The following is a 24,692-nucleotide window of genomic DNA, read 5'->3' as shown; positions in this document are numbered from 1 at the left end:
AGGGAAATAGACATGAGGGCTAATCATAAAGTGCAATAGCCCCGCTGCGACGGGGCGGAAAATTATTTGCTGGCGCTTTTCGGCCTGGCGATCTGACTGAGGCCGCCGGCATTCACCACCTGCGTGTAGCCCATTTCGCTCAGCATCTGCTGAGCCTGGCCAGATTGCCGGCCAACGTTGCAATAGACGTGAATGGTATCGTTTTTATCCGGTACTTCAGCCGCAATCCGCGTTTTTAAATCCGCCAGCGGGATATTCACCGCCCCGTCGACGTGTTCTTTTTGATACTGCTGCGGAACGCGGACGTCAATCCAGTGCTCCGCCGCGAAGACGGGTAAGGCCATGGCCAGCGCTAAACCCAGAAGCAGTTTTCGCATTTTATCATCCTGATAGAGTGAGTTTTTAGGCACTCATAACATACGCCATCCGCGACGTTTAGAAAACCGCTGCGCCGCCCGGCTGAGCATCGGTTCCAGAACAAGCATCAGCAGCATTTTCAGCGGCCGACGCGCGACGGATTTTACCGCCCAGCCTGCGACGCCCGCCGGGCCGTAGCGCAGCGCGGTGAGCAGCACCAGCTTGCCTGCGATTTTCAGACCCGGTTTGACTTTTTGCCCGGCCTGCTGCCATTTCATGTTCATTATTAACCTCAACTTTCAGTTATAGCTGGCGAAAACGACTGCGTAGCGAAAAGGTGTCGGAAGTGACGTAGCGTTCCATTTCACGCAGACGACGCTCCCCTGCTGCCAGCTCCTTATCCGCGGCGGCCAACAGCTCTCCGCTGCTCGGCGTTTTTTCACCATACAGCTCGCTTTCCGGCATAGGATCCAGCGCAAACGAGAGAATGATGTAGGCCACCACCACAAACAGGAACAGGCCAAAAATCATTGCCAGTACGGTAATCAGGCGCACCAGCTTAACCGGCACGTCCAGGTACTGCGCGATGCCGGCGCAAACCCCTTTCACCATGCCCTGCTGCGGAATGCGCCACAGTTTTTTACTCAGATCCAGTCCGCTCATTATTTCTCTCTCCAGTTCGGATGCTCAGCGTCAAGAATCGCCTCCAGCGCCTGAATACGCTCGCGCATGCGCTTCGCGTCATCGGTCAGCTGCAGCAGGCGCTGCTGTTCGTTCTGCGATAGGCTGCCGCTGGCGGTGCGGTTGTTGTAATGCAGCCAGAGCCAGACCGGCAAAACAAACAGCACAAACAACGTCAAAGGGATGGCGAGAAAAAGCATGCTCATGTGAACTCCTTGCTGATGGCGGCGGCACGTCTTGGTGCCGCCCGAAGACATTACTGGTTATTTTGATTCATTTTGGCTTTCAACGCCGCCAGCTGCTCGCTGATTTCATCGTCCGCTTTCAGATCGGCGAACTGCTGATCCAGCGATTTATCTTTACCGAAGCGGTGGCTTTCGGCTTCGGCTTCCATATGATCGATGCGGCGTTCAAACGATTCAAAACGCGCCATCGCCTCGTCAATCTTACCGCTGTCCAGCTGACGGCGAACGTCGCGGGAGGAGCTTGCAGCCTGATGACGCAGCATCAGCGCCTGCTGACGGGCGCGGGTTTCGCTGAGTTTGTTTTCCAGCTCGCCAATCTCTTTTTTCATCCGCGCCAGCGTTTCATCAACCAGCTGCGCTTCGTTTTCCAGGCTGCCGATAAGGTCGGTCAGCTTCTGCTTTTCGATCAGCGCCGCACGGGCCAGATCCTCTTTCTCTTTACGCAGCGCCAGCTCGGCTTTTTCCTGCCATTCCGCCTGCTGGGCAACGGCCTGTTCAATACGACGGCTCAGCTGTTTCTTTTCAGCCAACGCCCGCGCCGAGGTCGAACGGACTTCAACCAGCGTGTCTTCCATCTCCTGGATCATCAGCCGAACCAGCTTCTGCGGATCTTCCGCTTTCTCCAGCAGAGAGTTAATGTTGGCGTTCACGATGTCGGCAAAACGAGAAAAAATACCCATAATTTCAATCCTCATAGTTCTGGTGTCAGGCACCGGCCTGTGCCATGACTAATACAAATGCCGTGCCAAGTTTTTATCTTATTGATTTTAATGGAAGTGGTTGTTATCTGGCCAGCGCATTGCTAAAGTGACCTGGTGAATCACACTACTAAATGGCGAAATTCATCATGGCGGATTACAAGGACAACCTGCTCGGCGAGGCCAATAGCTTTCTTGAGGTGCTGGAGCAGGTCTCAAGACTGGCGCCGCTCGATAAACCGGTGCTGGTTATTGGCGAGCGCGGAACCGGCAAGGAGCTGATTGCCAGCCGTCTGCACTTCCTCTCTTCCCGCTGGCAGGGGCCGTTTATCTCCCTGAACTGCGCGGCGCTCAATGAAAATCTGCTCGATTCGGAGCTGTTCGGGCATGAGGCCGGCGCCTTTACGGGGGCCAGTAAACGTCACCCGGGGCGCTTCGAGCGCGCCGACGGCGGTACCCTGTTTCTCGATGAGCTGGCCACCGCGCCGATGCTGGTACAGGAAAAACTGCTGCGCGTGATTGAGTATGGCGAACTGGAGCGCGTCGGCGGCAGCCAACCGCTGCAGGTTAACGTCCGCCTGGTGTGCGCGACCAACGCCGACCTGCCACAAATGGTGGAAGACGGACTTTTTCGCGCCGACCTTCTCGACCGTCTGGCCTTTGATGTGGTGCAACTGCCGCCGCTGCGCGAGCGCCAGAGCGACATCATGCTGCTCGCCACCCAGTTTGCTATCCAGATGTGCCGCGAGCTCGGACTGCCGCTGTTTCCCGGCTTTAGCGAACGCGCCGCCATGACGCTGCAGAACTACCGCTGGCCGGGGAATATCCGTGAATTAAAAAACGTGGTTGAACGCTCGGTCTACCGCCACGGCAGCAGCGAGCGCGAGCTGGATAATATTATTATTAACCCCTTCCGCCAGCAGCACGCGGCGACGCCCGTCGAAGTGGAGAAGACGCCTGGCCCCACGCTGCCGCTCGATTTACGCGCTTTCCAGCAGGAGCAAGAAAAAAGCCTGCTCGAGAGAAGCCTCGAACAGGCGAAGTACAATCAAAAGCAGGCGGCCGAACTGCTGGGGCTAACCTACCACCAGCTGCGGGCGCTGCTGAAAAAACATCAGCTTTGACCTGTACGCGGAAGCAGCAGCGCGCTCACCGCCATTGAACCCAGGCAGAGCGCGGCGTTAAACCACAGCGCATACTGCGCCGCGCTGGCCATGCCGAGCGGTAAAAACAGCGCAAAAAGTGACGCTGTCACCGCAATACCCATCGCTCCGCCGAGCGAACTGCCCATCTTATAGATCCCCGAGGCCACGCCTACCTTATTCTCAGGAGCGTTAACCACCGCGGTGTCCGTTGACGGGGTGGCGTAGCAGCCCAGGCCGAAGCCAAACAGCACGTTGCTGAAAAAGACCGTGACGATATAGGTCGATTTATCGAGGAAGGTGCAGGAGATAAGAAGAATACCGACCGCGGTAAAGACCGGGCCGCTCATCATCGGCAAACGCGCGCCGTAGCGTTGCAGCAGCTTCTCGCCCACCCGAATCATCGCCAGCACGGTAACCAGATAGCCGAGCGTCATCATTCCGCTCTCCAGCGGGCTCAGATGATGCCCCTGCTGGAGCCAGATGCTGGCAATCATCATCGTACCGATGGCGCCGTTGAGCATAAAGTTCGACAACACCGCGGCGCTGTAGGCCCGATTGCGAAACAGCGCGAAATCAATCAGCGCCGCGTCGCCCTTACGCTGGCCGCTGCGGATAAAAAACAGCCCCGATGCCAGCGCGCCGGCCAGCATCGCCAGCGAGGTTGCGCTGGTCCAGCCCCAGCCGTGGCCTTTGCTGATAAACAGATTTAGCAGCACCAGCGCAAGGATCAGGCTGAGCAGGCCGCTGATGTCCAGCTTATGCTGCTGCGCGCCGGCGCTGCGGCTTTCCGGCGTACCGCGCAGCAAAAACAGCGCCGCCAGCGCTACCGCGATGGAGAAAACAAAGATCCAGCGCCAGCCCAGACCGGTGGCGATCGCGCCGCCGACAAACGAGCACAGACCGCTGCCGCCCCACGAGCCGATGACCCAGAAGCTGACCGCCCGCTGGCGCGCTTTGCCTTCATACCAGGTTTTAATTAACGCCAGCGTCGCCGGCATTATGCAGGCGGCCGACAGCCCCTGTAAAACGCGCCCGGCCAGGAACAGCGCGGGTCCCTGAGAGAGCACCAGCATTGCGCTACCGACAATGCTGAGGATCAGGCCCAGGGTAGTCATGCGCATGCGGCCGAATTTATCCGCCAGCCCGCCGCTGGCGACCACGAAGCAGCCGCTGAATAAGGCGCTCAGGCTCACCGCCAGGGTCAGGGTTTCCAGCGAAATATCGAGGCTGCTCTTCATCGCCGGAACCACGTTAATCACCGACTGGGCAAACAGCCAGAAGGTCAGAACGCTCAATACAATACCCGCCAGCAGACGATCGGTGCCGACGAACTGCGCTTCGCTTAGCGATACAGAACTCATAGCAGGGTCCTCTTCGTTGCGGACATTAACGCAAATAGTGTTCCGTCAGGGCGCACCACAGCGCGGCGCCTTTCAGCAACAGCGCATCGTTGAAGTCGTATCCCGGGTTATGCACCATGCAGCGATCCGCTTCGTCCCCGGCCCCGATGGTGAAATAGCAGCCGTTCGGATTGCGCTCGAGCATAAAAGCAAAATCTTCGCTGCCCATAAACGGCTTCACCTCGCCGACCTGCGCCTCGCCAAACAGCGCGGTCGCCACCGTGCGGACCATCTCATTGGCAGCCGGATCGTTCCTTAAAACCGGGCTGCCGTTAACGTGGGTTAAGGCGGCGCTGGCGTTAAAGCTCTCGGCCTGAGCAACGGCGATATCGTGAATGCGCTGCAGGACGGTCTCGCGAACCTGTTCGTTTAAGGTGCGCACCGTGAGCTTCATTAACACCTTGTCGTTGATAATGTTCGGGGCGTGCCCGGCCTGAATGCTGCCCACGGTCACGACCGCTGGTTCAAACGGCGTGATGTTTCGGGAAACAATGGATTGCAGCGCCAGGGTGATATGACAGGCAACCAGCGTGGCGTCGACGGTATGCTCCGGTACCGCGCCGTGTCCGCCCACCCCTTTGACTTCAATATGGAGAGTGTCCGAGGAAGCCATCATCGCCCCATCGCGCAGGCCAATCCTGCCTAACGGCTGCCCCGGCATATTATGCAGGCCAAAAATGGCATCGCAGGGGAACTGGTCAAACAGGCCGTCTTCCAGCATGACCCGACCGCCGTAGAGCAACTCCTCGGCAGGCTGAAAAATAAGCTGCAGGGTGCCGTTAAACTGCCGGGTGCGCGCCAGATATTCCGCGGCGTACAATAGCGTGGTGGTATGGCCATCGTGGCCGCAGCCGTGAAAACGACCGTCGACCCGGCTGGCCCACGCTTTGCCGCTCATCTCCTGCATCGGCAGCGCGTCCATATCCGCCCGTAGCCCCAACCGTTTTTTACCCTCGCCGACGCGTAAAGTACCGACCACGCCGGTGCCCGCCAGACCGCGGTGAACCTGATAGCCCCATTCGCCGAGCAGGCGGGCAACCTCTTCGCTGGTTTTATGCTCTTCAAAACCAATTTCCGGCTGCTGATGGAAGCGGCGGCGAAGCGCGACAAACTGCGCCTCGTTAACCTGTAATGCCTCAATAATCGGGTGTGTCATTTTTATTATTCCTGTGTTGTGTTTGCACGACACTTTCGAGTTTATGCATCCCTGTTGGCTTTAAAATGCGCTTTTTTGTTTTATAGTGACGGATTATTAATGAGTGTTTTTCATACAAAACGGTTATGACAAAAAATGAGGTGCTGTTTTTTGTCTTCAGGAGGCGACGGTGGAGCATCATTCAGGCGACTTTCAGGTTGTGGTTCGCGATATCCGGCAGCTGAGCCAGCAGGAAAACGATGCTCTGACGCTGCTATGGCTGCTTGAGGGCAGCGTCGAACTCCGCGATGGCGAGACGGGTCGGTACCTGCAGGCCGATGAACTGGCGATAGTGAATCGTCATCGCCGCTGGAGCCTGCACAGCAAGACGGAGAACGTCGTGATGGCGCTGTCGCTGAACGCCGGATGGCTGACCCGCCTCGACGGCGATTTTTTTGCCTCCGCCTACCAGAGCAGCAGCGAAACCCGCGATGCCGAAGACACCCTGCGCTACCTGATGCGCCAGCTGCTGGTCCTCGGTCTGGTCAATCCGCAGGCCCACTACCGGCTGGAGGCCAACCGCTGGCTTAGCGAAATTGCTCTCCTGCTGGCGTCACGCTTCAGCCGTCCCCTCACCGCCCAGGCGTCTCGCGGAGCCGAACGCTGGAGCCAGCGAATTAACAGAGTGGTGGCGCGAATCGACGCCAACTATCAACGGCGCCTGTCGCTGCAGGAGATAGCCGCCGCGGAGTTTGTTTCTGAGGCCTGGCTCTCGCGTCTGTTCCGCAAAGAGGTGGGCGTCAGCTTTATGCAGTACATCACCGGGCTGCGCCTGCGCAAAGCCGCGGAGCAGCTGACGACGACGCGTCAATCGATACAGCAGATCGCTCAGCAGCAGGGCTTTGCCAGCAGCCGGGTGATGAGCGACCTGTTTAAACGCGAGCACGGCCTGACGCCGCGCCAGTTCCGCCAGCAGCACCCGCAGACGGCGGTCGAATCTCTCCGCCCGCACCTACAGCAGACCGAGCGATGGCAGCCGGTGTCAATCGATCGGCTGTACGCCCGGCTCAACGCGCCGCAAACCTACGGTCTGGATAGCCCGCCGCTGCGGCTCAGCCCCCAACAAACCCGCCATCTCGATGTTCGCGAACTCCCGGCGCGCGGCGCGCCGCTGCGTCACACCCGAATGGTGATTACCGTTCGTGAACTGGACGATCTGCTGCGCGAGGATGTCCGCCGCGAACTGGAACAGCTGCACGACGCGCTGCCGATATTCGCCATCGATATTCACGATCCGTTTCTCAGCAGCCGCCTGTTCGGCACCGGCTGGGACGATCCGCAAATGGCCGGGTATGCCTGCTGGTATAACCTGCAGCGCATTTTTAGCTGGCTGGCGACCCAGGGCTTGGCGGTGATACTGCATACCGGGCTCACCACCCGCGGCGACCTGCTGCAACGTTTCCTCTCTCTGTCCGCTAACCATTTTCCGCCAGCAACCCTCGCCAGCTGGCACTTCGTCTGGCACTGGTCCCCTCAGGCCAGCGACGAGGCCCGCCAGCACGCCTGGCGGCAACAAAAGGCGATCCTGCAGAGGCTATCGCCGCAGTCGGCGCTGGGGATCTGGCACCGTTTCCCTCAACAGGTGGAGGACGATCCCCTTCTGCGTTCACCGCTGCTGGTCGAGGCGGATTTTCTGGCCTGCCAGGCCGATGCTAATGAACTGCTGGATCTCGCGCAGGTGGATAGCCAGAAACTGGCCGCCAGCGAAAACTATCCGGTACACAAATTGCGCAAACTTCATAGCGCGCTGCGCCAGCGGCAGCTCCTGCTGCCGCTTTGGCTGCTCTCGTGGAATACCCTCACCGGCGATACCCGCGATACCAACGGCCGTTTCTTTCGCGGCGCGCTGCTGATGGATAATCTGCTGGGACTGGCGGATCAGGTTTGGCTCGCGGGATTCTGGCTGAATTCAGGGCTGCAGGGGGAAGCCCGCGCCAACGGCAAGCTGGATACTTCCAGCCTGGCGCTGCACTATCTCCACGGTCTGCCGCGACCGGTCTACTGGGTGCTATGGCTGTGGCGCAGGCTGCGGGGCGAGGTGGTGATCAACGACAAGAACTTGCTGCTGCTGCGCCATAACGGCCATTATCAGCTACTGCTGCGCAACACGGTAGTTTTCAATCCCTGGCTTTCCAGCGAGGAGGCGTTTATCCAGCGCTTTAGTCAGCCCTGGAGCGTGCGCCTGCTCGGCCTTGAAGGACGCTGGCGAATCAAACATCATCTGTTCGATCGGCACCATGGCGCGCTCTTCCCGCTGTTTGAGGCCTTTCGCAGCCAAAGCGGGCCTGACGATGAGGACTATCGCTGGCTGATGCACAGAGCGCGTCCGGCGCTGCGCGTCAGTGAAGAGACGCCGGATAGCGACCGCTGGCAGCTTGTCGATTCGCTGGAGAGCAATGCGCTGGCGCTTTATGAATTCACGCCGCTCGGCGATTGAAAAGTGACAGCGTCACTACCCTGTTTCTTTCTGCAAGCGGCCTGTGCCGTGAAAAATAGCTTTTGCTTGCGAGGCAGCCCGTTCGCATGGGGTTAAAAAATTGTAACTAGCAAGATATCCTCATGTGAACTATCATCAGCGCATCATGACTCAATGGACTGAAAATAAAGATGATTCCGGTTAATCCTTCAACGCTCGGCCGCTATGCGGCGCACGTCAGCCTGGTCCATACCATGAAAAGCCACCGCGCGCCGGCGCTCTCGGTCATGATGATCTTTTCGGACCTGCTTATCCGCTCAACCGAAGATGCATATCGTCAACAGGGCTGGACAATTACGCCGCAAAACAGCGGCCTGGTACTGCGTACTTATGTTGCCCACCATCACGATGGCGAAAAGCTGGAAATTAATCCCAAAGATTACATCGCCCGCTATAACCGACTCCTTCCCCTGTAGCGCCTCGACCGCCAGCCAGCCGTACAGCCACGGCTGGCTGGAGAAACCGCCAATAAAAAGATACCATGTGGCGGATATCGGGGCTTCGACGCAAATAAGCGCCATGCTCAATACCCATAGCTTCCTCAAGCCGTGCGGCAGATGAATCGAAAATACGCTTTGCTCAACCCCTCGCTTGCCTGATGACAAACGTCGGATGATTTACGAGGTATACTCGAAGTTAATCAGCGGTATGAATTTGAATCAGTTGGTCAAATAACCGACGCAGCCTCGCTTATATTATCTCCATGAGCAATAAGGTGGTGGTAAATGTTATTTAATATTAATAAGATAGAGCCTTGCTCTTTAATCAAAAAGAAACTATGCGCCTGAAATTGTCTTCTCTCCTGGCAGCGGTATGTATGCTGTACGGGCAAGCTTTTGCCGCGCCAGCGCTGCCTGCGCACGCGGATATTCGCGATAGCGGCTTCGTTTATTGCGTGAGCGGTCAGGTCAACACCTTCAACCCGCAAAAGGTCAGCAGCGGCCTGATTGTCGATACCCTGGCCGCCCAGCTCTACGACCGGTTGCTTGACGTCGACCCCTATACTTATCGCCTGGTTCCCGAACTGGCAGAAAGCTGGGAGGTGCTGGACAACGGCGCAACCTACCGCTTCCACCTGCGCAACAACGTGCCTTTTCAGACCACCGCCTGGTTCAAACCGACCCGTAATTTTAATGCCGATGACGTCATTTTCACCTTTGGCCGCATTTTTAATCGCGACCACCCGTGGCACAACGTTAACGGCAGCAGCTTTCCCTATTTCGATAGCTTACAGTTTGCCGACAGCGTGGAAAGCGTGCGTAAGCTGGATAGTCATACCGTCGAGTTTCGCCTCAAACGCCCGGACGCCTCGTTCCTGTGGCATCTGGCCACCCACTACGCCTCGGTGATGTCGGCAGAGTATGCCGCGAAGCTGGCGCAGAACGATCGCCAGGAACTGATCGATCGGCAACCGGTCGGCACCGGTCCGTTCCAGTTGGAGGAGTATCGCAGCGGTCAGTACATTCGCCTGCAGCGCCATCCGGCCTACTGGCGCGGTAAACCGCTGATGCCGCAGGTGGTGGTCGATCTCGGCTCCGGCGGCACCGGCCGCTTGTCAAAACTGCTGACCGGCGAGTGCGACGTGCTGGCCTGGCCCGCCGCAAGCCAGCTCTCTATTCTGCGTGACGACCCGCGTCTGCGCCTGACCCTGCGCCCGGGAATGAACATCGCCTGGCTGGCGTTTAACACCGCTAAGCCGCCGCTCGATAATCCTGAGGTACGCCATGCGCTGGCGCTGGCCATCAATAATCAGCGCCTGATGCAGTCGATCTACTACGGCACGGCGGAAACCGCCGCGTCTATGCTGCCTCGCGCCTCCTGGGCCTACGATAACGACGCCAGGATCACCGAATATAACCCCACGGAAGCCCGCGCCCGGCTGAAAGCCCTGGGGCTGGAAAACCTAACGCTTAAGCTGTGGGTGCCAACCAGCTCGCAGGCCTGGAACCCCAGCCCGCTGAAAACCGCCGAGCTTATTCAGGCGGATATGGCGCAAATTGGCGTGAAGGTGATTATTGTGCCGGTCGAAGGCCGGTTCCAGGAGGCCAGATTAATGGATATGAGTCATGACCTGACGCTGTCCGGCTGGGCAACGGACAGTAACGATCCGGACAGCTTTTTCCGTCCGCTTTTGAGCTGCGCGGCGATTACCTCACAAACCAACTATGCTCACTGGTGTCATCGCGAATTCGACGAGGTGCTGCAAAAGGCGCTCACTTCCCAGCAGCTAGCCTCGCGCATTGAGGCCTACAAAGAGGCGCAGCGCATTCTTGCCAATGAACTGCCGGTACTGCCGCTGGCCTCCTCCCTGCGTTTGCAGGCCTATCGTTACGACATGAAAGGCCTGGTGCTGAGCCCGTTTGGCAACGCCTCTTTCGCAGGCGTCTCGCGGGAAAAAGAAGACGAGGTGAAAAAACCATGATTATTTTTACTCTGCGTCGCCTGCTGCTGTTGCTGATTACCCTCTTCCTGCTGACCTTTGTCGGTTTTAGCCTGAGCTATTTTACGCCCCACGCGCCGCTGCAGGGCGCCTCGCTGTGGAACGCCTGGCTATTCTGGTTTGAGGGCGTGCTGCACTGGGATTTCGGCGTTTCCAGCATCAACGGTCAGCTGATTTCCGAGCAGCTTAAAGAGGTCTTTCCCGCTACCATGGAGCTCTGTATCCTCGCCTTCGGCTTCGCGCTGGTGATCGGGATCCCCGTCGGTATGCTGGCGGGCATTATGCGCAACAAATGGCAAGATACCCTGATCAGCGCCCTGGCGCTGCTGGGCTTTTCGATTCCCGTCTTCTGGCTGGCGCTGCTGCTGACCCTGTTTTTCTCCCTTACCCTGGGCTGGTTTCCGGTCTCCGGGCGCTTCGATCTGCTGTATGAAGTGAAATCGGTCACCGGCTTTGCGCTGATCGACGCATGGCTATCCGACTCCCCGTGGCGCCATGAAATGATCGTCAGCGCGGCGCGCCACATGGTGCTGCCGGTGCTAACCCTGGCGGTAGCGCCGACGACGGAAGTGATCCGTTTGATGCGTATCAGCACCAGTGAAGTATACGACACCAACTATGTCAAAGCCGCCGCCACCCGCGGCGTATCGCGGCGGACGATTTTACACCGCCACGTCCTGCACAACGCCCTGCCGCCGGTGATCCCGCGCCTGGGACTGCAGTTTTCCACCATGCTAACGCTGGCGATGATTACCGAAATGGTCTTTAGCTGGCCGGGGCTGGGCCGCTGGCTGATTAACGCGATTCGCCAACAGGACTACGCCGCGATCTCAGCGGGCGTGATGGTCATCGGCGCGCTGGTGATTATTGTGAACGTGATATCCGATATTCTGGGTGCTATGGCTAACCCACTGAAACATAAGGAATGGTATGCCCTACGATAGCGCTTACCGATATCAACTTTAAACCATTTAAAATCATATTGTTAAATGGGAAAAGTTTCGGTTGTTAATTGGTTTTAATACACAAATTTGTACACATTGTTTTAGCTGTTCGCTCCGACAGTCGTTTGTTATGTGACTGTCGGAGCTATTCCTCCCTTTGAGCCATACTTTCAGTCTGAAGACCGCAGGTAACCATGTGCGGACGCTTTGCTCAATCACAAATCCGTGATGAATATCCGGGCTGCCTGGCCGGATAGTCAGAGTGCGATCTCCCCTTTAACCCGTATCATGACAACGTAGCGCCGGGTACTAAAGTTTTGCTGCTGGGTCGCGGCACCGGCATAAATCGGCCGGAGACTTGATATGAAATTTCATTGTATCAAACGACCGGCCAATCTTAATTTAATAGTGAAACATCAATATTCACGGCTTGATTCATAACTCCCCCCATGACTGACGTACAATATAAAGTCACAGGCAAACCTGAACTTTCAGCACCTGAGTAAATCATGGGAATGTTTTCCCGTAAATTTGTCGTTGCAGGTCCCGATACCCATCCGCCAGTACCGACAATGGCACGTGTTACTCGCACATCGTTAGTATTATCTGTTATGCTGAAACCATAGCTATGAGATTGATTACCCGTCGCATCCGTTACCATTATTGAGAATAAATGCTCACCAGCCTGCCTTCCTCCAATAGTGAAAGGAAATACAACAGTCTGGCCACTTAAAATGGCTTGAGAGTTCCATGTTCTTGAGTTTGAATTTTGAGCAACGTCTACCACTGCTACCCGATTGGTCAGATTTTGAAAACGAATATTCAGGCGAAGAGAGTGTGGAGCCGGAGCTCTATCTGCTATTGTTCCGGCAAGAGACAAAGTGCTACTTACAATCCCCATTGCGGCAGAAACAAGTGAAACTAGCGGCCCAATAATCATCGGATTTTTTTCTGCAGAAACTCTGGATTTATTCAAAAATCGCCATGCAGAGCGAGCGACCTCAGCCGTTCTATTCCTGTTATTTGCAGCAAAAAAAGTTTCAGGTTTCATTTTTAACTCCATTACATCGGTTAACTTTACAGATTTTCATGAGCGGACATTTAACGGCGTAAAAACTATTTTTGTACTCATCGTTGTGGATGCAGCCGTTGCAATCTGCGTTTCCATTAGTGCGATACCAAATGATGGTAGATTGGTTCCCGCTGCCGCGCGAAAACCAACGTAATTCAATGAACGTCCTGACACGTTATTGACGCCAACGTTCAGTTCGAAAACCTCATGATTCGTTGAGATAAAACCATGGACTCTTTCCAGGAAAACGGTGTTAGCATTTCTGCCAACAAACACTTCGAAGTTAAAGACCCCAGCCTGTGAAGCGTTTGTGGTTACTGGCAGAATATTTTCATCAGTAGAGATTGCGCTAAAGGAAAAGCTCAGTCTTTGTGTACTATTTGCATTCGGTAAATGACTTTCGCTAAATGAGCTGGACTCTCCGGGAAACATGATCTTTGGCACTTCATTATAATTGTAACCGTTTGGAACGTTTACCTGCCCAGGTACAACTATCATATCCGCGTCATTTTTGAACATAATATTATGTTTAACGCGCCCAGGTACTGCAGTCGCAAAAGACAAAGCTGAGTCAGCTATATCGATGACCCCACCGATCAAATCTAAAATCCCTGAAACCCCCGCTATTGCTACTCCCGGTGGAATTTTATGAGTTTCAGCATTTTCTAAACTCATTGGTTCAATCATACCAATGGTATTTTGGCGAAGCGCATATCCCTGGCCAATCTCTCGCGCCGCGTCGCTGGGAAAATGAAATCGATATAGCAGACCTGTATTAGGAATAGTTCTTGAGCCAATGAAATTATTATTTACATTGGCAAGGTTGTTTTTCTTTTCATTCATTTAGATGAGGACCTCTCTGGTTACCAAAAAAAAGCCATCTATCGCTTTTTAAACGATGACATTAATAATGAGATTAGCCGGCGCACCATGATTCATTCTTGCGCCAGGGTTATTCAATAACTATAAAAATCAGAACTTCAATAAATGCTCTTAATAAAATATAAGTGTCGTCGCTTAGAAATCAAAAGTGAACTTAAAGTGCCATAAAAATAACGGGTAGTGCAATTGTTAGTTTCTATGGTAGTGAACATTTCAATAGGGCCGAGCTATGGCACAATAATAACTGGCGTGCAAAATTGACTTTGGTCAAAGTTATTTTCAAAAGCGTTAAATCAAAATTAAACGCAGTATCAAAAATAATTAATACCCCAAGTGGTAAATATAGGGTTCCTTACAAAACAAAAGGTTTATTCTCGCGAAATATCCAACAAATAGTGGATGGCAGCTAAATCAATAAACTCTCGACCTGTTACCCGTGGCCGCTCAGATGAGCAAATTTCTATCAACCAGTAAAAGTCGCCTTATACGCACGCACCTGAAGCAGGGGATATCAACCTGGCCGGCCGTCTGAAGCGCCAACCAGCAGAACAGACGAAGTTGAAAAAGTCCCGTAAGCTCACCTCTTTTAAAATCAGGTTTACAATCCCTTCAGGGATACAGTAAACGATGGCGTCTTTGGTGGTGAAAGCATCGTTTTTCTCTGTTGCTTGCAGAGCGTCTGGCGTCTTGAGTCACCCCCTTCCGCCAGCCAGGGTCTACATTGCAGCCCCTGCTCTCTTGAGTAAGATAATGAAGCGAACGGATAATCGCCAATCGTCAGCTGTACGGCTTTGCCGTTCCATCTGTACCAATAAAAGAATGTTATACTGCCGTTTATGGATAGTCTGACGGCCCGTCCATGAGAATCTGAAATAACTTCAACTTTGTTTCTTTTCTCACCAAGAGCTTTCATACCTGGTGTCAGTCACCATGCGTACATTCCAGGGCGATATGCGCCTGAATGTACACATTTTGGTAAATTGGGTATCTTCACGGCAAGTCGGATTAGACAGTTTGGCAGCATGAATGAGCGGAAACCCGCACAGTGAGCGGATACATTAAAAAGAAGTCAGCATGATTAACAAACATAAAACAGGTTCATATGCCCTACGATAGCGTCTATCTGGAGAAGCGCCCGCCGGGTGCGCTGCGCACCGTATGGCGAAAATTCTACGGCGATACGACCGCCATGATCGGCCTGTACGGCTGTGCGGCGCTGGCGCTGCTGTGCGTTTTCGGCGGCTGGTTCGCTCCTTACGGCATCGATCAGCAGTTTCTCGGCTACCAGCTGCTACCGCCGTCCTGGTCGCGGTACGGCGAAGTGTCGTTCTTTCTCGGTACCGACGATCTCGGTCGCGACGTCCTGAGCCGCCTGCTGAGCGGCGCGGCGCCGACGGTCGGCGGCGCGTTTGTGGTGACGCTGGGCGCCGCCCTGCTGGGACTGGTGCTTGGCGTGATTGCCGGTTCTACCCACGGCCTGCGGTCTGCGGTGATGAACCATATTCTTGACACGCTGCTGTCGATCCCGTCGCTGCTGCTGGCCATTATCGTGGTCGCCTTCGCCGGGCCGCACCTCAGCCACGCGATGTTCGCCGTCTGGCTGGCGCTTCTGCCGCGGATGGTGCGTTCGGTCTACAGCATGGTGCATGACGAACTGGAAAAAGAGTACGTTATCGCCGCCCGCCTTGACGGGGCCTCGACGCTGAATATTTTATGGTTCGCGGTGCTGCCGAATATTACCTCAGGCCTGGTCACCGAGATCACCCGCGCGCTGTCGATGGCGATCCTGGATATCGCTGCGCTGGGCTTCCTCGATCTCGGCGCTCAACTGCCTTCCCCCGAATGGGGAGCGATGCTCGGCGACGCGCTGGAGCTGATTTACGTGGCGCCGTGGACGGTGATGCTGCCGGGTGCGGCTATCATGATAAGCGTCCTGCTGGTTAATCTGCTGGGCGACGGGATCCGCCGCGCCATCATCGCCGGGGTGGAATAATGCCATTACTCGACATCCGTAATTTAACCATTGAATTCAAGACCAACGAAGGCTGGGTGAAAGCCGTAGATCGCGTCAGCCTGACTCTCGCCGAGGGGGAAATACGCGGCCTCGTCGGAGAGTCCGGCTCCGGCAAAAGCTTAATAGCTAAAGCGATATGCGGCGTCACCAAGGACAACTGGCGGGTAACCGCCGACCGCATGCGCTTTGACGACATCGATCTGCTGCGTCTGTCGGTGCGCGAGCGGCGTAAGCTGGTGGGCCACAACGTCTCAATGATTTTTCAGGAGCCGCAATCCTGTCTCGACCCTTCCGAACGGATCGGCCAGCAATTAACGCAGAATATCCCCGGCTGGACCTTTAAAGGACGCTGGTGGCAGCGCCTGGGCTGGCGCAAGCGGCGCGCCATCGAGCTCCTGCACCGCGTCGGGATCAAAGACCATAAAGATGCGATGCGCAGCTTCCCCTACGAGCTGACGGACGGAGAGTGCCAGAAGGTCATGATCGCCATCGCGCTGGCTAACCAGCCGCGGCTGCTGATCGCCGATGAGCCGACTAACGCCATGGAGGCCACGACGCAGGCGCAAATCATCCGCCTTCTGACGCGGTTAAACCAAAACAACAACACCACCATTTTGCTGATCAGTCATGATATGCAGATGCTCAGTAAATGGGCGGACAAAATCAACGTGATGTACTGCGGGCAGACGGTGGAAACCGCGCCGAGCGAAGAGCTGGTGACGATTCCTCATCACCCTTACACGCAGGCGCTGATTCGGGCGATTCCCGATTTCGGCAGCGCCATGCCGCACAAGAGTCGGCTCAACACCTTGCCGGGGGCGATCCCCTTGCTCGAACAGCTGCCCATCGGCTGCCGGCTCGGGCCGCGCTGCCCCTATGCCCAGCGCGAATGTATCGAAACGCCCCGGCTGGTGGGCGCCCGTAACCACCTCTATGCCTGTCATTTCCCGCTGAACATGGAGAAAGAGTGAAATGGTCGAAACATTGCTTGAAGTGCGCAATCTGAGTAAGACCTTTCGCTACCGCACCGGCTGGTTTCATCGGCAAACGGTGGAGGCGGTTAAGCCGTTAAGCTTTACCCTGCGCGAGCGCCAGACGCTGGCGATTATCGGCGAGAATGGCTCCGGCAAGTCAACGCTGGCAAAAATGCTCGCCGGAATGGTCGAACCCAGTACCGGCGAACTGCTGATTGACGATCGCCCGCTGGCGTTTGGCGATTACTCTTTCCGCAGCCAGAAAATTCGCATGATCTTTCAGGATCCGTCGACCTCGCTCAATCCTCGGCAGCGTATTTCGCAAATCCTCGATTTTCCGCTGCGCCTGAATACCGACCTTGAACCCGAGGCGCGGCAGAAGCAGATTATCGAAACGTTGCGAATGGTTGGCCTGCTGCCGGACCACGTCAGCTACTACCCGCATATGCTGGCGCCGGGACAGAAACAGCGTCTGGGCCTGGCGCGCGCGCTGATCCTGCGTCCGAAGGTCATCGTCTGCGATGAAGCGCTGGCGTCGCTGGATATGTCAATGCGCTCGCAGCTGATAAACCTGATGCTGGAGCTGCAGGAAAAACAGGGTATCTCCTACATTTACGTGACTCAGCATCTGGGCATGATGAAGCACATCAGCGATCAGGTGCTGGTGATGCATCAGGGCGAAGTGGTCGAACGCGGCAGCACCGCCGACGTTCTGGCGTCTCCGCTGCACGAGCTGACAAAACGCCTGATTGCCGGTCATTTCGGCGAGGCGCTGACTGCCGATGCCTGGCGTAAAGACGGTAAATAAACCGAGGCGTAATTTGCACGGCGCTAGCGCCAGGTCGCCGTCATATCCGATGGTATACTCTTGTATACACGGTAGCCAAAGCGCGATATGACGTGGCGAATGGCAGAAAAATATCGTGACACAAGGGGTCGTCAGTGGGATATAATTCCCGGCTAAATTTGAGTTATTTTGAAATAACAATGCTAACCAAATGATTGTTAAAGTAAAAATACGCAATAACGATAAGGATTAAAAGCTATGGGTTTTCTTTCCGGTAAGCGCATTCTGTTGACTGGCCTTGCCAGCAAACTGTCCATCGCCTACGGCATCGCGCAAGCCATGCACCGTGAAGGGGCTGAACTGGCGTTCACCTATCAGAACGAAAAACTGAAAGGTCGTGTGGAAGAATTTGCCGCCGCGCTGGGCTCTAATATCGTCCTGCCGTGCGATGTCGCGGAAGATGAGAGCATCGAGTCTCTGTTCACCGAGCTGGCAAAAGTGTGGCCGAAGTTCGACGGTTTCGTCCACTCTATCGGCTTTGCGCCGGCAGACCAGCTGGACGGCGACTACGTTAACGCGGTGACTCGTGAAGGTTTCAAAATCGCTCACGATATCAGCGCCTACAGCTTTGTGGCGATGGCGAAAGCCTGCCGCGGTATGCTGAACCCGGGCTCCGCCCTGCTGACGCTCTCCTACCTGGGCGCAGAGCGCGCCATCCCGAACTACAACGTGATGGGTCTGGCGAAAGCCTCTCTTGAAGCTAACGTGCGCTACATGGCGAACGCCATGGGCCCGGAAGGCGTTCGCGTTAACGCCATCTCTGCCGGTCCGATCCGTACCCTGGCGGCTTCCGGTATTAAAGATTTCCGTAAGATGCTGGCGCACTGCGAAGCGGTCACCCCGATCCGTCGCACCGTCACCACTGAAGACGTGGGCAACAGCGCAGCATTCCTGTGCTCCGACCTGTCTGCCGGCATCTCCGGCGAAGTCGTTCACGTTGACGGCGGCTTCAGCATCGCCGCCATGAACGAGCTGGAACTGAAATAAGTTCGTTACCCTCCTCGCGCCCGCGAGGAGGGGTATTTCCCCCGCGCTTTCCTTCTGTTATTCCAATCCGCTATTTGTTAGCACGGATCAATATTTTCTCCCGCTCCAGGGTTAAGCCAGGATAGTTCCGCATAGCATGACCGCGAAACGGCGGTTTGCCACATACCGAACAAGGAACGCCCATGGAGCAACGCCGCGTTAACGGCAAAAACCACTGGTATCATGAGACCCAGTCAACAATCTGCCCGGTGGATGTATTGCCGCTCGTCCCTGAAGCCGCCCATGTCGAAGATCGTTTTCTACTCGATCTGACTCTCCCCCGGGAGCTGCTCGAGGCGCATGCGCGCTGGCTTACGCCGGCCCGTCGGCTGGCAGATGCCCTCTTTCCCGCGTCAGTGACGGTTAACCGTCTACAGACATTTAGCGCCTATGACCGGCTAAGTACGGCGCTGACCGTCGCCCAGGTTTATGGCGTACAGCGCCTGTGTAATCACTACGCCGCTCGCCTGGCGCCGCTTCCCGGCCCGGACTCCTCGCGAGAGAGCAACCGTCGTCTGGCGCAAATTACCCAGTATGCGCGTCAGCTCGCGAGCTCTCCTTCGCTGATCAACGCGCTCGCCCGCAGCCAGCTGGACGAAGTCGGCCTGACCAGTCGCGATATTATCCTTATCAATCAGATAATTGGCTTTATCAGCTTCCAGGCCCGCGCTATCGCCGCCTTCCATGCCGCGCTGGGTTACCCGGTGCGCTGGATCCCCGGCATGCCGCAGCAGGAAGATGCCCCGGAAGCGCTTTTCGTCGCGAGGGAGAGTGACTGGCAGCCAGGACTTGACGACGCGGACTTACGCTACGCCGACGATGAGCGTCAGTCTCTTTTAGCGAACTGGCGAAAACATCCGGGCCTGTTTGAACTTGCCCCGCTGCTGGCGGCTCAGGAACCTCCTCTGGCTCTGCAGGAACAGCTTCTCACCCACCTCAGCGATCGGCAACCGTTCGCCGCGCAGGTGGCGCTGATCGCTGCGCGGATTAATGGCAGCATCAGCTGCTTTAACGCGTGGGCCTCGCGATGTCCAGATTTAGCCGATCTCACGGACGCTTTGCGTGGTAATGAATCCGGCGTCCAGCCATGGGGAGACAACCCGTCAATGGAACGCCAGCTTCTACAATCCGTACAGCTTTTGACCCGCGCGCCCGACCGCTTCAGCGCCGCCCAGCTAACTCCCCTCACTGATTACGGGCTTTCCCGTAGCGCGGCTATCGATCTACTCGCCTGGTGCGGGCTGTGCGGTTGGATGAATCGGCTGAAAATCGCCCTCGGGAATGTACGTCAGGAGACGTAAAATGCTGAAACAGCGCTTGCTGCGGCAGGCATATTCGCGTAAAAATGTCAGCCGCTCTTTTAGCCACGAAAATACGAAATTATGTTTCAGGACAACCCGCTGCTAGCGCAGCTTAAACAGCAACTGCATTCCCAGACTCCGCGCGTTGAAGGGGTCGTTAAGGGGACGGAAAAAGGATTTGGCTTCCTCGAAGTCGACTCGCAGAAAAGCTATTTCATTCCGCCGCCGCAAATGAAAAAAGTGATGCATGGCGATCGTATTATCGCCGTGGTCAATACTGAAAAGGAACGCGAAAGCGCTGAGCCTGAAGAACTGGTTGAGCCGTTCCTGACGCGTTTTGTCGGCAAAGTTCATAAGAAAGACGATCGTCTTTCCATCGTTCCTGACCATCCGCTGCTGAAAGATGCCATTCCTTGCCGCGCCGCGCGCGGCGTAGAGCATGATTTTAAAGAGGGTGACTGGGCCGTTGCCGAAATGCGCCGTCATCCGCTGAAAGGCGACCGCGGTTTCTACGCTGAGCTCACCCAGTACATTACCTACGGCGACGATCATTTCGTTCCATGGTGGGTCACCCTGGCGCGTCATAATCTGGAAAAAGAAGCGCCGGACGGCGTGGCGACCGAGATGCTTGATGAAGGTCTGGAACGCCGTGATTTAACGGCCCTGGCTTTCGTGACCATCGACAGCGCCAGCACCGAAGATATGGACGATGCGCTGTACGTTGAGCAAACCGCTGACGGCAAGCTGCATCTGACCGTCGCTATCGCCGATCCGACCGCGTGGATTGCCGAAGGCAGCAAGCTGGACAACACGGCGAAAATTCGCGCCTTTACCAACTATCTGCCGGGCTTCAACATTCCGATGCTGCCGCGCGAGCTCTCGGACGACCTCTGCTCTCTGCGCCCCAACGAGGTTCGCCCGGTTCTGGCCTGCCGCATGATCCTCGCGGATGACGGCACCATCGAAGATGATATTCAGTTCTTCGCGGCGACCATCGAGTCGAAAGCGAAGCTGGCCTACGATGATGTTTCCGACTGGCTGGAAAATAACGGTGGCTGGCAGCCGGGAAGCGAGACTATCGCCCAGCAAATTAAGCTGCTGCAGGAGGCCTGCCTGCGTCGTAGCGAATGGCGTAAAAACCACGCGCTGGTATTCAAGGACCGCCCGGATTACCGCTTTGTGCTTGGCGACAAGGGCGAAGTGCTGGATATCGTCGCCGAACCGCGTCGTATCGCCAACCGCATCGTTGAAGAGTCAATGATTGCCGCCAACATCTGTGCCGCCCGCGTGCTGCGCGACAAACTCGGTTTCGGCGTTTATAACGTCCACACCGGTTTCGATCCGGCCAACACCGAGCAGCTCGCGGCCTTACTGAAGACTCACGATGTGCACGTTGACCCGGTGGAAGTGCTGACGCTGGAAGGCTTCTGCAAGCTGCGTCGCGAGCTGGACGCGCAGCCGTCTGGTTTCCTCGATAGCCGTATTCGTCGCTTCCAGTCGTTTGCGGAAATCAGCACCGAGCCGGGCCCGCACTTCGGCCTGGGTCTTGAGGCCTATGCGACCTGGACTTCCCCGATCCGTAAGTACGGCGATATGATTAACCATCGTCTGCTGAAAGCAATTATCAAAGGGGAAGCGATCTCCCGTCCGCAGGATGACGTTGCGATCCAAATGGCTGAACGCCGTCGCCTCAACCGCATGGCGGAGCGCGATGTTGGAGACTGGCTGTACGCCCGCTATCTGAATCCGCAGGCCGGCACCACTACCCGGTTTGCAGCTGAGATTATCGATGTCAGCCGCGGCGGCATGCGCGTGCGTCTGGTTGATAACGGCGCGGTTGCCTTTATCCCGGCGCCGTTCCTTCACGCCGTGCGCGATGAACTGGTGTGCAGCCAGGAAAACGGCACCGTGCAGATCAAAGGCGAAGTCGTCTACAAAGTCACGGATGTTATCGACGTCACGATTGCCGAAGTGCGCATGGAAACCCGTAGCGTGATTGCGCGTCCAGCCGCCTGATAGTTCACCTGTGCGGCTCCCTTATATGGAGCCGCATTTTAGCCCTTCCCGTTGTTTTTCTGCGCGTTGCCCACGAATCATTGTAGATGAGTTAGTTTGTGCGTTTTTTTCGCTTCTCTTTTTCATCCGTTTTTAGCATCATTGATTTTATTCACATTTGTAACCAGGATAACGCCATGTCAGATCTGAATGCCCGCCTGCTCGCCCAACGAATCGATACCGTGCTGGATATTCTGGTTGCCGGGGATTATCACTCCGCAATCCATAATCTGGAAATTCTGAAAGCTGAACTGCAGGCGCTTTCCAGCGACGAGCAGGAAAATAAACCCGGTCAGCCTAAAGCGCCGTGGGAAATTTGATAATCTTCATCGTCGCCATCGGCCATCCAGGGCCGATCGCGCCCAAATAGCCCTTAACTGCGAAGTTGCTATGAACGCCCGACAACAAAGTATTTTGCAAATGGTCATCGATAAAGGCCGTATGAGCGTGGCCGATCTCGCGAAGATGACCGGTGTCTCTGAAGTCACCATTCGCCAGGATCTGAATTCACTCGAGAAACAGAGCTACCTGCGGCGTACCCACGGCTTCGCCGTTCCGCTGGATAGTGAAGATGTGGAAACCCGCATGATGACCAACTTCGCCATTAAGCGAGAGCTGGCTGCGCGGGCCGCTACGCTCGTTTCGTCCGGAGAAACGGTGTTTATCGAAAACGGGAGCTGCAACGCCCTGCTCGCCCGTACGCTTGCCGAACGCGGCGATATCACTATCATCACCGTCAGCAGCTATATTGCGCATCTGCTGAAAGAGACGCCCGGAGAAGTCATCCTGCTGGGCGGGATCTATCAAAAGCGCAGTGAAAGTATGGTGGGTCCGCTAACCCGCCAGTTTATTCAGCAGGTCCACTTCAGCAAGGCCTTTATTGGCATTGACGGCTGGCAGGCTGAAACCGGATTTACCGGACGGGATATGATGCGTGCTGACGTGGTCAACGCGGTGCTTGAAAAGGGCTGTGAAGCGATTGTGCTCAGCGATAGCTCGAAATTCAACGTGGTTCATCCCTATCCGCTCGGCCCGATAGGGCGCTTCAACCGCATTATCACCGATGATAATCTCAATGATGCCGTGCGCAACCAGTTAACCCAGTGCGGTTTAGCCGTCGATATCGTTAACCATCCCTGATCCTTATTTCTGCCTTACCGCCGCTTTGCCGGGCTCTCCCCGGCATCGCCCTGGTCTGAGACTTTTCTGACACCTGAATTCAGACTTTTTACCTGCCTGAAAAATTTATAGAAAGTAGAATTAATGTTAGCGATATAACAGGAAGTAACTATCACCTGCGTGAATAGAGCAACACCTGCGCAACTAAAGCTTCATGGAATACCCCCCGGGCTGGCGTAACAAGCTATGCTTAAGGGAAGTTGTATCCATGAATAGATTATTCAGGAGAAAAAAAATGATGACTTCAATGAACAAAAAAATGGCCGCTGTGGTTCTGGCCGTCACTGTTGCAATGTCTCTGAGCGCTTGTTCTAACTGGTCTAAACGCGACCGTAACACCGCTATCGGCGCAGGTGCCGGTGCACTGGGCGGTGCGGTATTAACGGACGGCAGCACTTTGGGTACCCTCGGCGGCGCGGCAGTCGGCGGGATTATCGGCCACCAGGTGGGTAAATAATATTAACCACGAACAATAAAATGAAAGTTTATATTTGCTGACCAGTACACCAGCACAAAAATAAAGGCCACGATATTTATCGTGGCCTTATTATTAATCAACCGCCAGCCAGCTTAACCTTCATGCCTTTGGCTTCCAGAAGCGATTTGAGCAAGTCACGCTTATCGCCCTGAATCTCAATCACGCCATCTTTTACCGCCCCGCCGCAGCCGCATTTCTTTTTCAGCTCGGCAGCCAGCTTAGCCAGCGCGTCGTCACTTTCATCTATTCCGCTAATCAGACACACGCCCTTCCCCTTGCGCCCGCTGGTCTGGCGCTGGATACGTACGATACCGTCCCCTTTCGGACGCGCCTGTACCGCTTTGGGCTCATCAATACGACCGCTGTCCGTTGAATAAACCAGACGACTGTTGGAATCGCTCATCATACCCCCTTATTCAACGATGCGTTGATACCGCGCAGGGTGGCGGCCGGATCGGCAGACTGCGTTACCGGACGACCAATCACCATGTAATCTACCCCCGCCGCCTGCGCCTGTTCCGGCGTCATAATGCGCCGCTGGTCACCCGCGTCGCTACCTTGCGGACGAATGCCAGGCGTCACCAGCTTGAACGCCTGGCCCAGCTCTTGTTTAAAGCGAACCGCCTCCTGCGCCGAACAGACAACGCCATCCAGCCCGCAGCGCTGGGTCAGCGCCGCCAGCTTCGCGGCGTGGTCCGCCGGAGATAGCGTAATGCCCAGATCCTGCAGATCGCTGGCTTCCATGCTGGTTAACACCGTTACCGCAATTAATAGCGGCGCATCTTTTCCGAAAGGCAGCAGGGCCTCACGTGCGGCGGTCATCATACGCGCGCCGCCGGAGGCATGAACGTTAACCATCCAGACGCCAAGCTCTGCCGCTGCGGCGACCGCACGCGCCGTGGTATTCGGGATATCGTGAAACTTTAGATCGAGGAAAATCTCAAAACCGCGCTGGTGCAGGTCGCGAACAAACTGCGGCCCCAGCAGGGTAAACATCTCTTTACCAACCTTGAGCCGGCAGTCGCGCGGGTCGATACGGTCGACAAACGCCAGCGCTTTATCACGGTTATCATAATCGAGAGCAACGACGATGGGAGAGGATGTGACAACGCGGGAAGAAGATGTTGCAGTAGACGTCATGACCGGACCTTAATTGTTGATGAGCGCCGGTTCGGCGCAAAAAAGGTAAACGGGCAGCATTCTACCTGCGATAAGCCGAAAATAACAGGCTGCATTTCCCTCCCTGCCGGACGCCTTAATAGCCGTAGCCGGAGGAGACGGAC

26 protein-coding genes are annotated in these 24,692 nt (G+C 55.8%); 14 read left to right on the top strand and 12 right to left on the bottom strand.

The window, feature by feature from the left end; all coding sequences use genetic code 11:
- Positions 1-62: 62 nt before the first annotated feature.
- The 5 genes from pspE to pspA are packed head-to-tail and all read right to left on the bottom strand — an operon-like array spanning position 63 to position 1,963.
- Positions 63-377: a thiosulfate sulfurtransferase PspE gene (gene pspE / locus SIK97_RS03600; protein WP_014229028.1), complete on the bottom strand. Its 315-nt coding sequence runs from the start codon at positions 375-377 to the stop codon at positions 63-65.
- Positions 378-410: 33 nt separating this feature from the next.
- On the bottom strand, positions 411-641 hold the full coding sequence (gene pspD, locus SIK97_RS03595; protein WP_004101464.1) for a phage shock protein PspD: 231 nt from the start codon (positions 639-641) through the stop codon (positions 411-413).
- 19 nt (positions 642-660) lie between these two features.
- Positions 661-1,020: an envelope stress response membrane protein PspC gene (pspC, locus tag SIK97_RS03590; protein ID WP_004850207.1), complete on the bottom strand. Its 360-nt coding sequence runs from the start codon at positions 1,018-1,020 to the stop codon at positions 661-663.
- Complete coding sequence (gene pspB / locus SIK97_RS03585; protein ID WP_004101459.1) at positions 1,020-1,244, bottom strand: envelope stress response membrane protein PspB; 225 nt, start codon at positions 1,242-1,244, stop codon at positions 1,020-1,022. The genes pspC and pspB overlap by 1 nt, the downstream gene beginning before the upstream one ends.
- Before the next feature lie 50 nt (positions 1,245-1,294).
- Entirely contained in the window at positions 1,295-1,963 is a 669-nt protein-coding gene (pspA, locus tag SIK97_RS03580) for a phage shock protein PspA (protein ID WP_004121203.1), read from the bottom strand.
- A 152-nt stretch (positions 1,964-2,115) separates the two neighbouring features.
- Here pspA and pspF point away from each other — a divergent pair, with 152 nt between their 5' ends.
- On the top strand, positions 2,116-3,105 hold the full coding sequence (gene pspF, locus SIK97_RS03575; RefSeq protein WP_014838225.1) for a phage shock protein operon transcriptional activator: 990 nt from the start codon (positions 2,116-2,118) through the stop codon (positions 3,103-3,105).
- On the opposite strand, the gene SIK97_RS03570 is transcribed toward pspF, so the two are convergent.
- A complete protein-coding gene (locus SIK97_RS03570; protein WP_057173754.1) occupies positions 3,096-4,487 on the bottom strand; it encodes an MFS transporter in 1,392 nt (463 codons plus the stop codon). The two genes, pspF and SIK97_RS03570, sit on opposite strands and share 10 nt — an antisense overlap.
- A 25-nt stretch (positions 4,488-4,512) precedes the next feature.
- Entirely contained in the window at positions 4,513-5,682 is a 1,170-nt protein-coding gene (locus SIK97_RS03565) for a M20 aminoacylase family protein (RefSeq protein ID WP_032719778.1), read from the bottom strand.
- A 169-nt stretch (positions 5,683-5,851) separates the two neighbouring features.
- Between SIK97_RS03565 and SIK97_RS03560 the strand changes: the two genes are divergently transcribed.
- From SIK97_RS03560 to sapB, 4 genes are all read left to right on the top strand, one after another.
- Complete coding sequence (locus tag SIK97_RS03560; RefSeq protein WP_047724008.1) at positions 5,852-8,158, top strand: helix-turn-helix domain-containing protein; 2,307 nt, start codon at positions 5,852-5,854, stop codon at positions 8,156-8,158.
- Positions 8,159-8,328: 170 nt separating this feature from the next.
- A complete protein-coding gene (locus SIK97_RS03555) occupies positions 8,329-8,613 on the top strand; it encodes a hypothetical protein (protein WP_004850195.1) in 285 nt (94 codons plus the stop codon).
- Between the two features lie 362 nt (positions 8,614-8,975).
- Positions 8,976-10,619 carry an ABC transporter substrate-binding protein SapA gene (gene sapA / locus SIK97_RS03550; RefSeq protein WP_004850192.1) on the top strand — a complete coding sequence of 548 codons (1,644 nt, stop codon included), beginning with the start codon at positions 8,976-8,978 and terminating at the stop codon, positions 10,617-10,619.
- Positions 10,616-11,581, top strand: coding sequence for a putrescine export ABC transporter permease SapB (gene sapB / locus SIK97_RS03545; RefSeq protein ID WP_014229022.1), 966 nt, complete (start codon positions 10,616-10,618; stop codon positions 11,579-11,581). The genes sapA and sapB overlap by 4 nt, the downstream gene beginning before the upstream one ends.
- Positions 11,582-11,978: 397 nt before the next feature.
- On the opposite strand, the gene SIK97_RS03540 is transcribed toward sapB, so the two are convergent.
- The 3 genes from SIK97_RS03540 to SIK97_RS03530 form a co-directional block, all read right to left on the bottom strand.
- Positions 11,979-12,632 carry a hypothetical protein gene (locus SIK97_RS03540; RefSeq protein ID WP_139134503.1) on the bottom strand — a complete coding sequence of 218 codons (654 nt, stop codon included), beginning with the start codon at positions 12,630-12,632 and terminating at the stop codon, positions 11,979-11,981.
- 36 nt (positions 12,633-12,668) lie between these two features.
- Positions 12,669-13,496 carry a hypothetical protein gene (locus SIK97_RS03535; RefSeq protein WP_047724009.1) on the bottom strand — a complete coding sequence of 276 codons (828 nt, stop codon included), beginning with the start codon at positions 13,494-13,496 and terminating at the stop codon, positions 12,669-12,671.
- A gap of 637 nt (positions 13,497-14,133) precedes the next feature.
- Positions 14,134-14,448, bottom strand: coding sequence for an Arm DNA-binding domain-containing protein (locus SIK97_RS03530; protein WP_268652013.1), 315 nt, complete (start codon positions 14,446-14,448; stop codon positions 14,134-14,136).
- A 189-nt stretch (positions 14,449-14,637) separates the two neighbouring features.
- Here SIK97_RS03530 and sapC point away from each other — a divergent pair, with 189 nt between their 5' ends.
- The 9 genes from sapC to osmB all read left to right on the top strand — a co-directional run bounded on the left by sapC (position 14,638) and on the right by osmB (position 23,388).
- Positions 14,638-15,528, top strand: coding sequence for a putrescine export ABC transporter permease SapC (sapC, locus tag SIK97_RS03525; protein ID WP_004139490.1), 891 nt, complete (start codon positions 14,638-14,640; stop codon positions 15,526-15,528).
- Positions 15,528-16,520, top strand: a complete 993-nt coding sequence (gene sapD, locus SIK97_RS03520) for a putrescine export ABC transporter ATP-binding protein SapD (protein WP_004850183.1) — start codon at positions 15,528-15,530, stop codon at positions 16,518-16,520. The genes sapC and sapD overlap by 1 nt, the downstream gene beginning before the upstream one ends.
- A gap of 1 nt (position 16,521) precedes the next feature.
- Positions 16,522-17,331 (top strand): putrescine export ABC transporter ATP-binding protein SapF, encoded by an 810-nt coding sequence (gene sapF / locus SIK97_RS03515; protein WP_004850180.1) that lies wholly within the window; start codon positions 16,522-16,524, stop codon positions 17,329-17,331.
- 237 nt (positions 17,332-17,568) lie between these two features.
- A complete protein-coding gene (gene fabI / locus SIK97_RS03510; RefSeq protein ID WP_004121225.1) occupies positions 17,569-18,357 on the top strand; it encodes an enoyl-ACP reductase FabI in 789 nt (262 codons plus the stop codon).
- 182 nt (positions 18,358-18,539) lie between these two features.
- Positions 18,540-19,697, top strand: a complete 1,158-nt coding sequence (locus SIK97_RS03505; protein WP_014229020.1) for a carboxymuconolactone decarboxylase family protein — start codon at positions 18,540-18,542, stop codon at positions 19,695-19,697.
- Between the two features lie 81 nt (positions 19,698-19,778).
- Positions 19,779-21,713 (top strand): exoribonuclease II, encoded by a 1,935-nt coding sequence (locus tag SIK97_RS03500; RefSeq protein ID WP_032749434.1) that lies wholly within the window; start codon positions 19,779-19,781, stop codon positions 21,711-21,713.
- Between the two features lie 176 nt (positions 21,714-21,889).
- Positions 21,890-22,072 (top strand): hypothetical protein, encoded by a 183-nt coding sequence (locus SIK97_RS03495; RefSeq protein ID WP_004121231.1) that lies wholly within the window; start codon positions 21,890-21,892, stop codon positions 22,070-22,072.
- 70 nt (positions 22,073-22,142) lie between these two features.
- Complete coding sequence (locus SIK97_RS03490) at positions 22,143-22,892, top strand: DNA-binding transcriptional regulator YciT (RefSeq protein ID WP_014229018.1); 750 nt, start codon at positions 22,143-22,145, stop codon at positions 22,890-22,892.
- A 277-nt stretch (positions 22,893-23,169) separates the two neighbouring features.
- Complete coding sequence (osmB, locus tag SIK97_RS03485; RefSeq protein ID WP_004139496.1) at positions 23,170-23,388, top strand: osmotically-inducible lipoprotein OsmB; 219 nt, start codon at positions 23,170-23,172, stop codon at positions 23,386-23,388.
- A 97-nt stretch (positions 23,389-23,485) separates the two neighbouring features.
- Here the strand turns inward: osmB and yciH are convergent, their stop codons facing one another.
- Positions 23,486-23,812 carry a stress response translation initiation inhibitor YciH gene (yciH, locus tag SIK97_RS03480; RefSeq protein WP_014229017.1) on the bottom strand — a complete coding sequence of 109 codons (327 nt, stop codon included), beginning with the start codon at positions 23,810-23,812 and terminating at the stop codon, positions 23,486-23,488.
- On the bottom strand, positions 23,812-24,549 hold the full coding sequence (pyrF, locus tag SIK97_RS03475; RefSeq protein WP_014229016.1) for an orotidine-5'-phosphate decarboxylase: 738 nt from the start codon (positions 24,547-24,549) through the stop codon (positions 23,812-23,814). Before pyrF ends, yciH begins: the two co-directional genes overlap by 1 nt.
- Positions 24,550-24,692 lie beyond the last annotated feature (143 nt).

This window comes from Klebsiella sp. JN_Kp126 (genome assembly GCF_033843325.1).
GTDB lineage: Bacteria > Pseudomonadota > Gammaproteobacteria > Enterobacterales > Enterobacteriaceae > Klebsiella > Klebsiella michiganensis.
The sequence above is the reverse complement of the archived record's forward strand: the minus strand, read 5'-3'. Positions and strand labels throughout refer to the sequence as shown.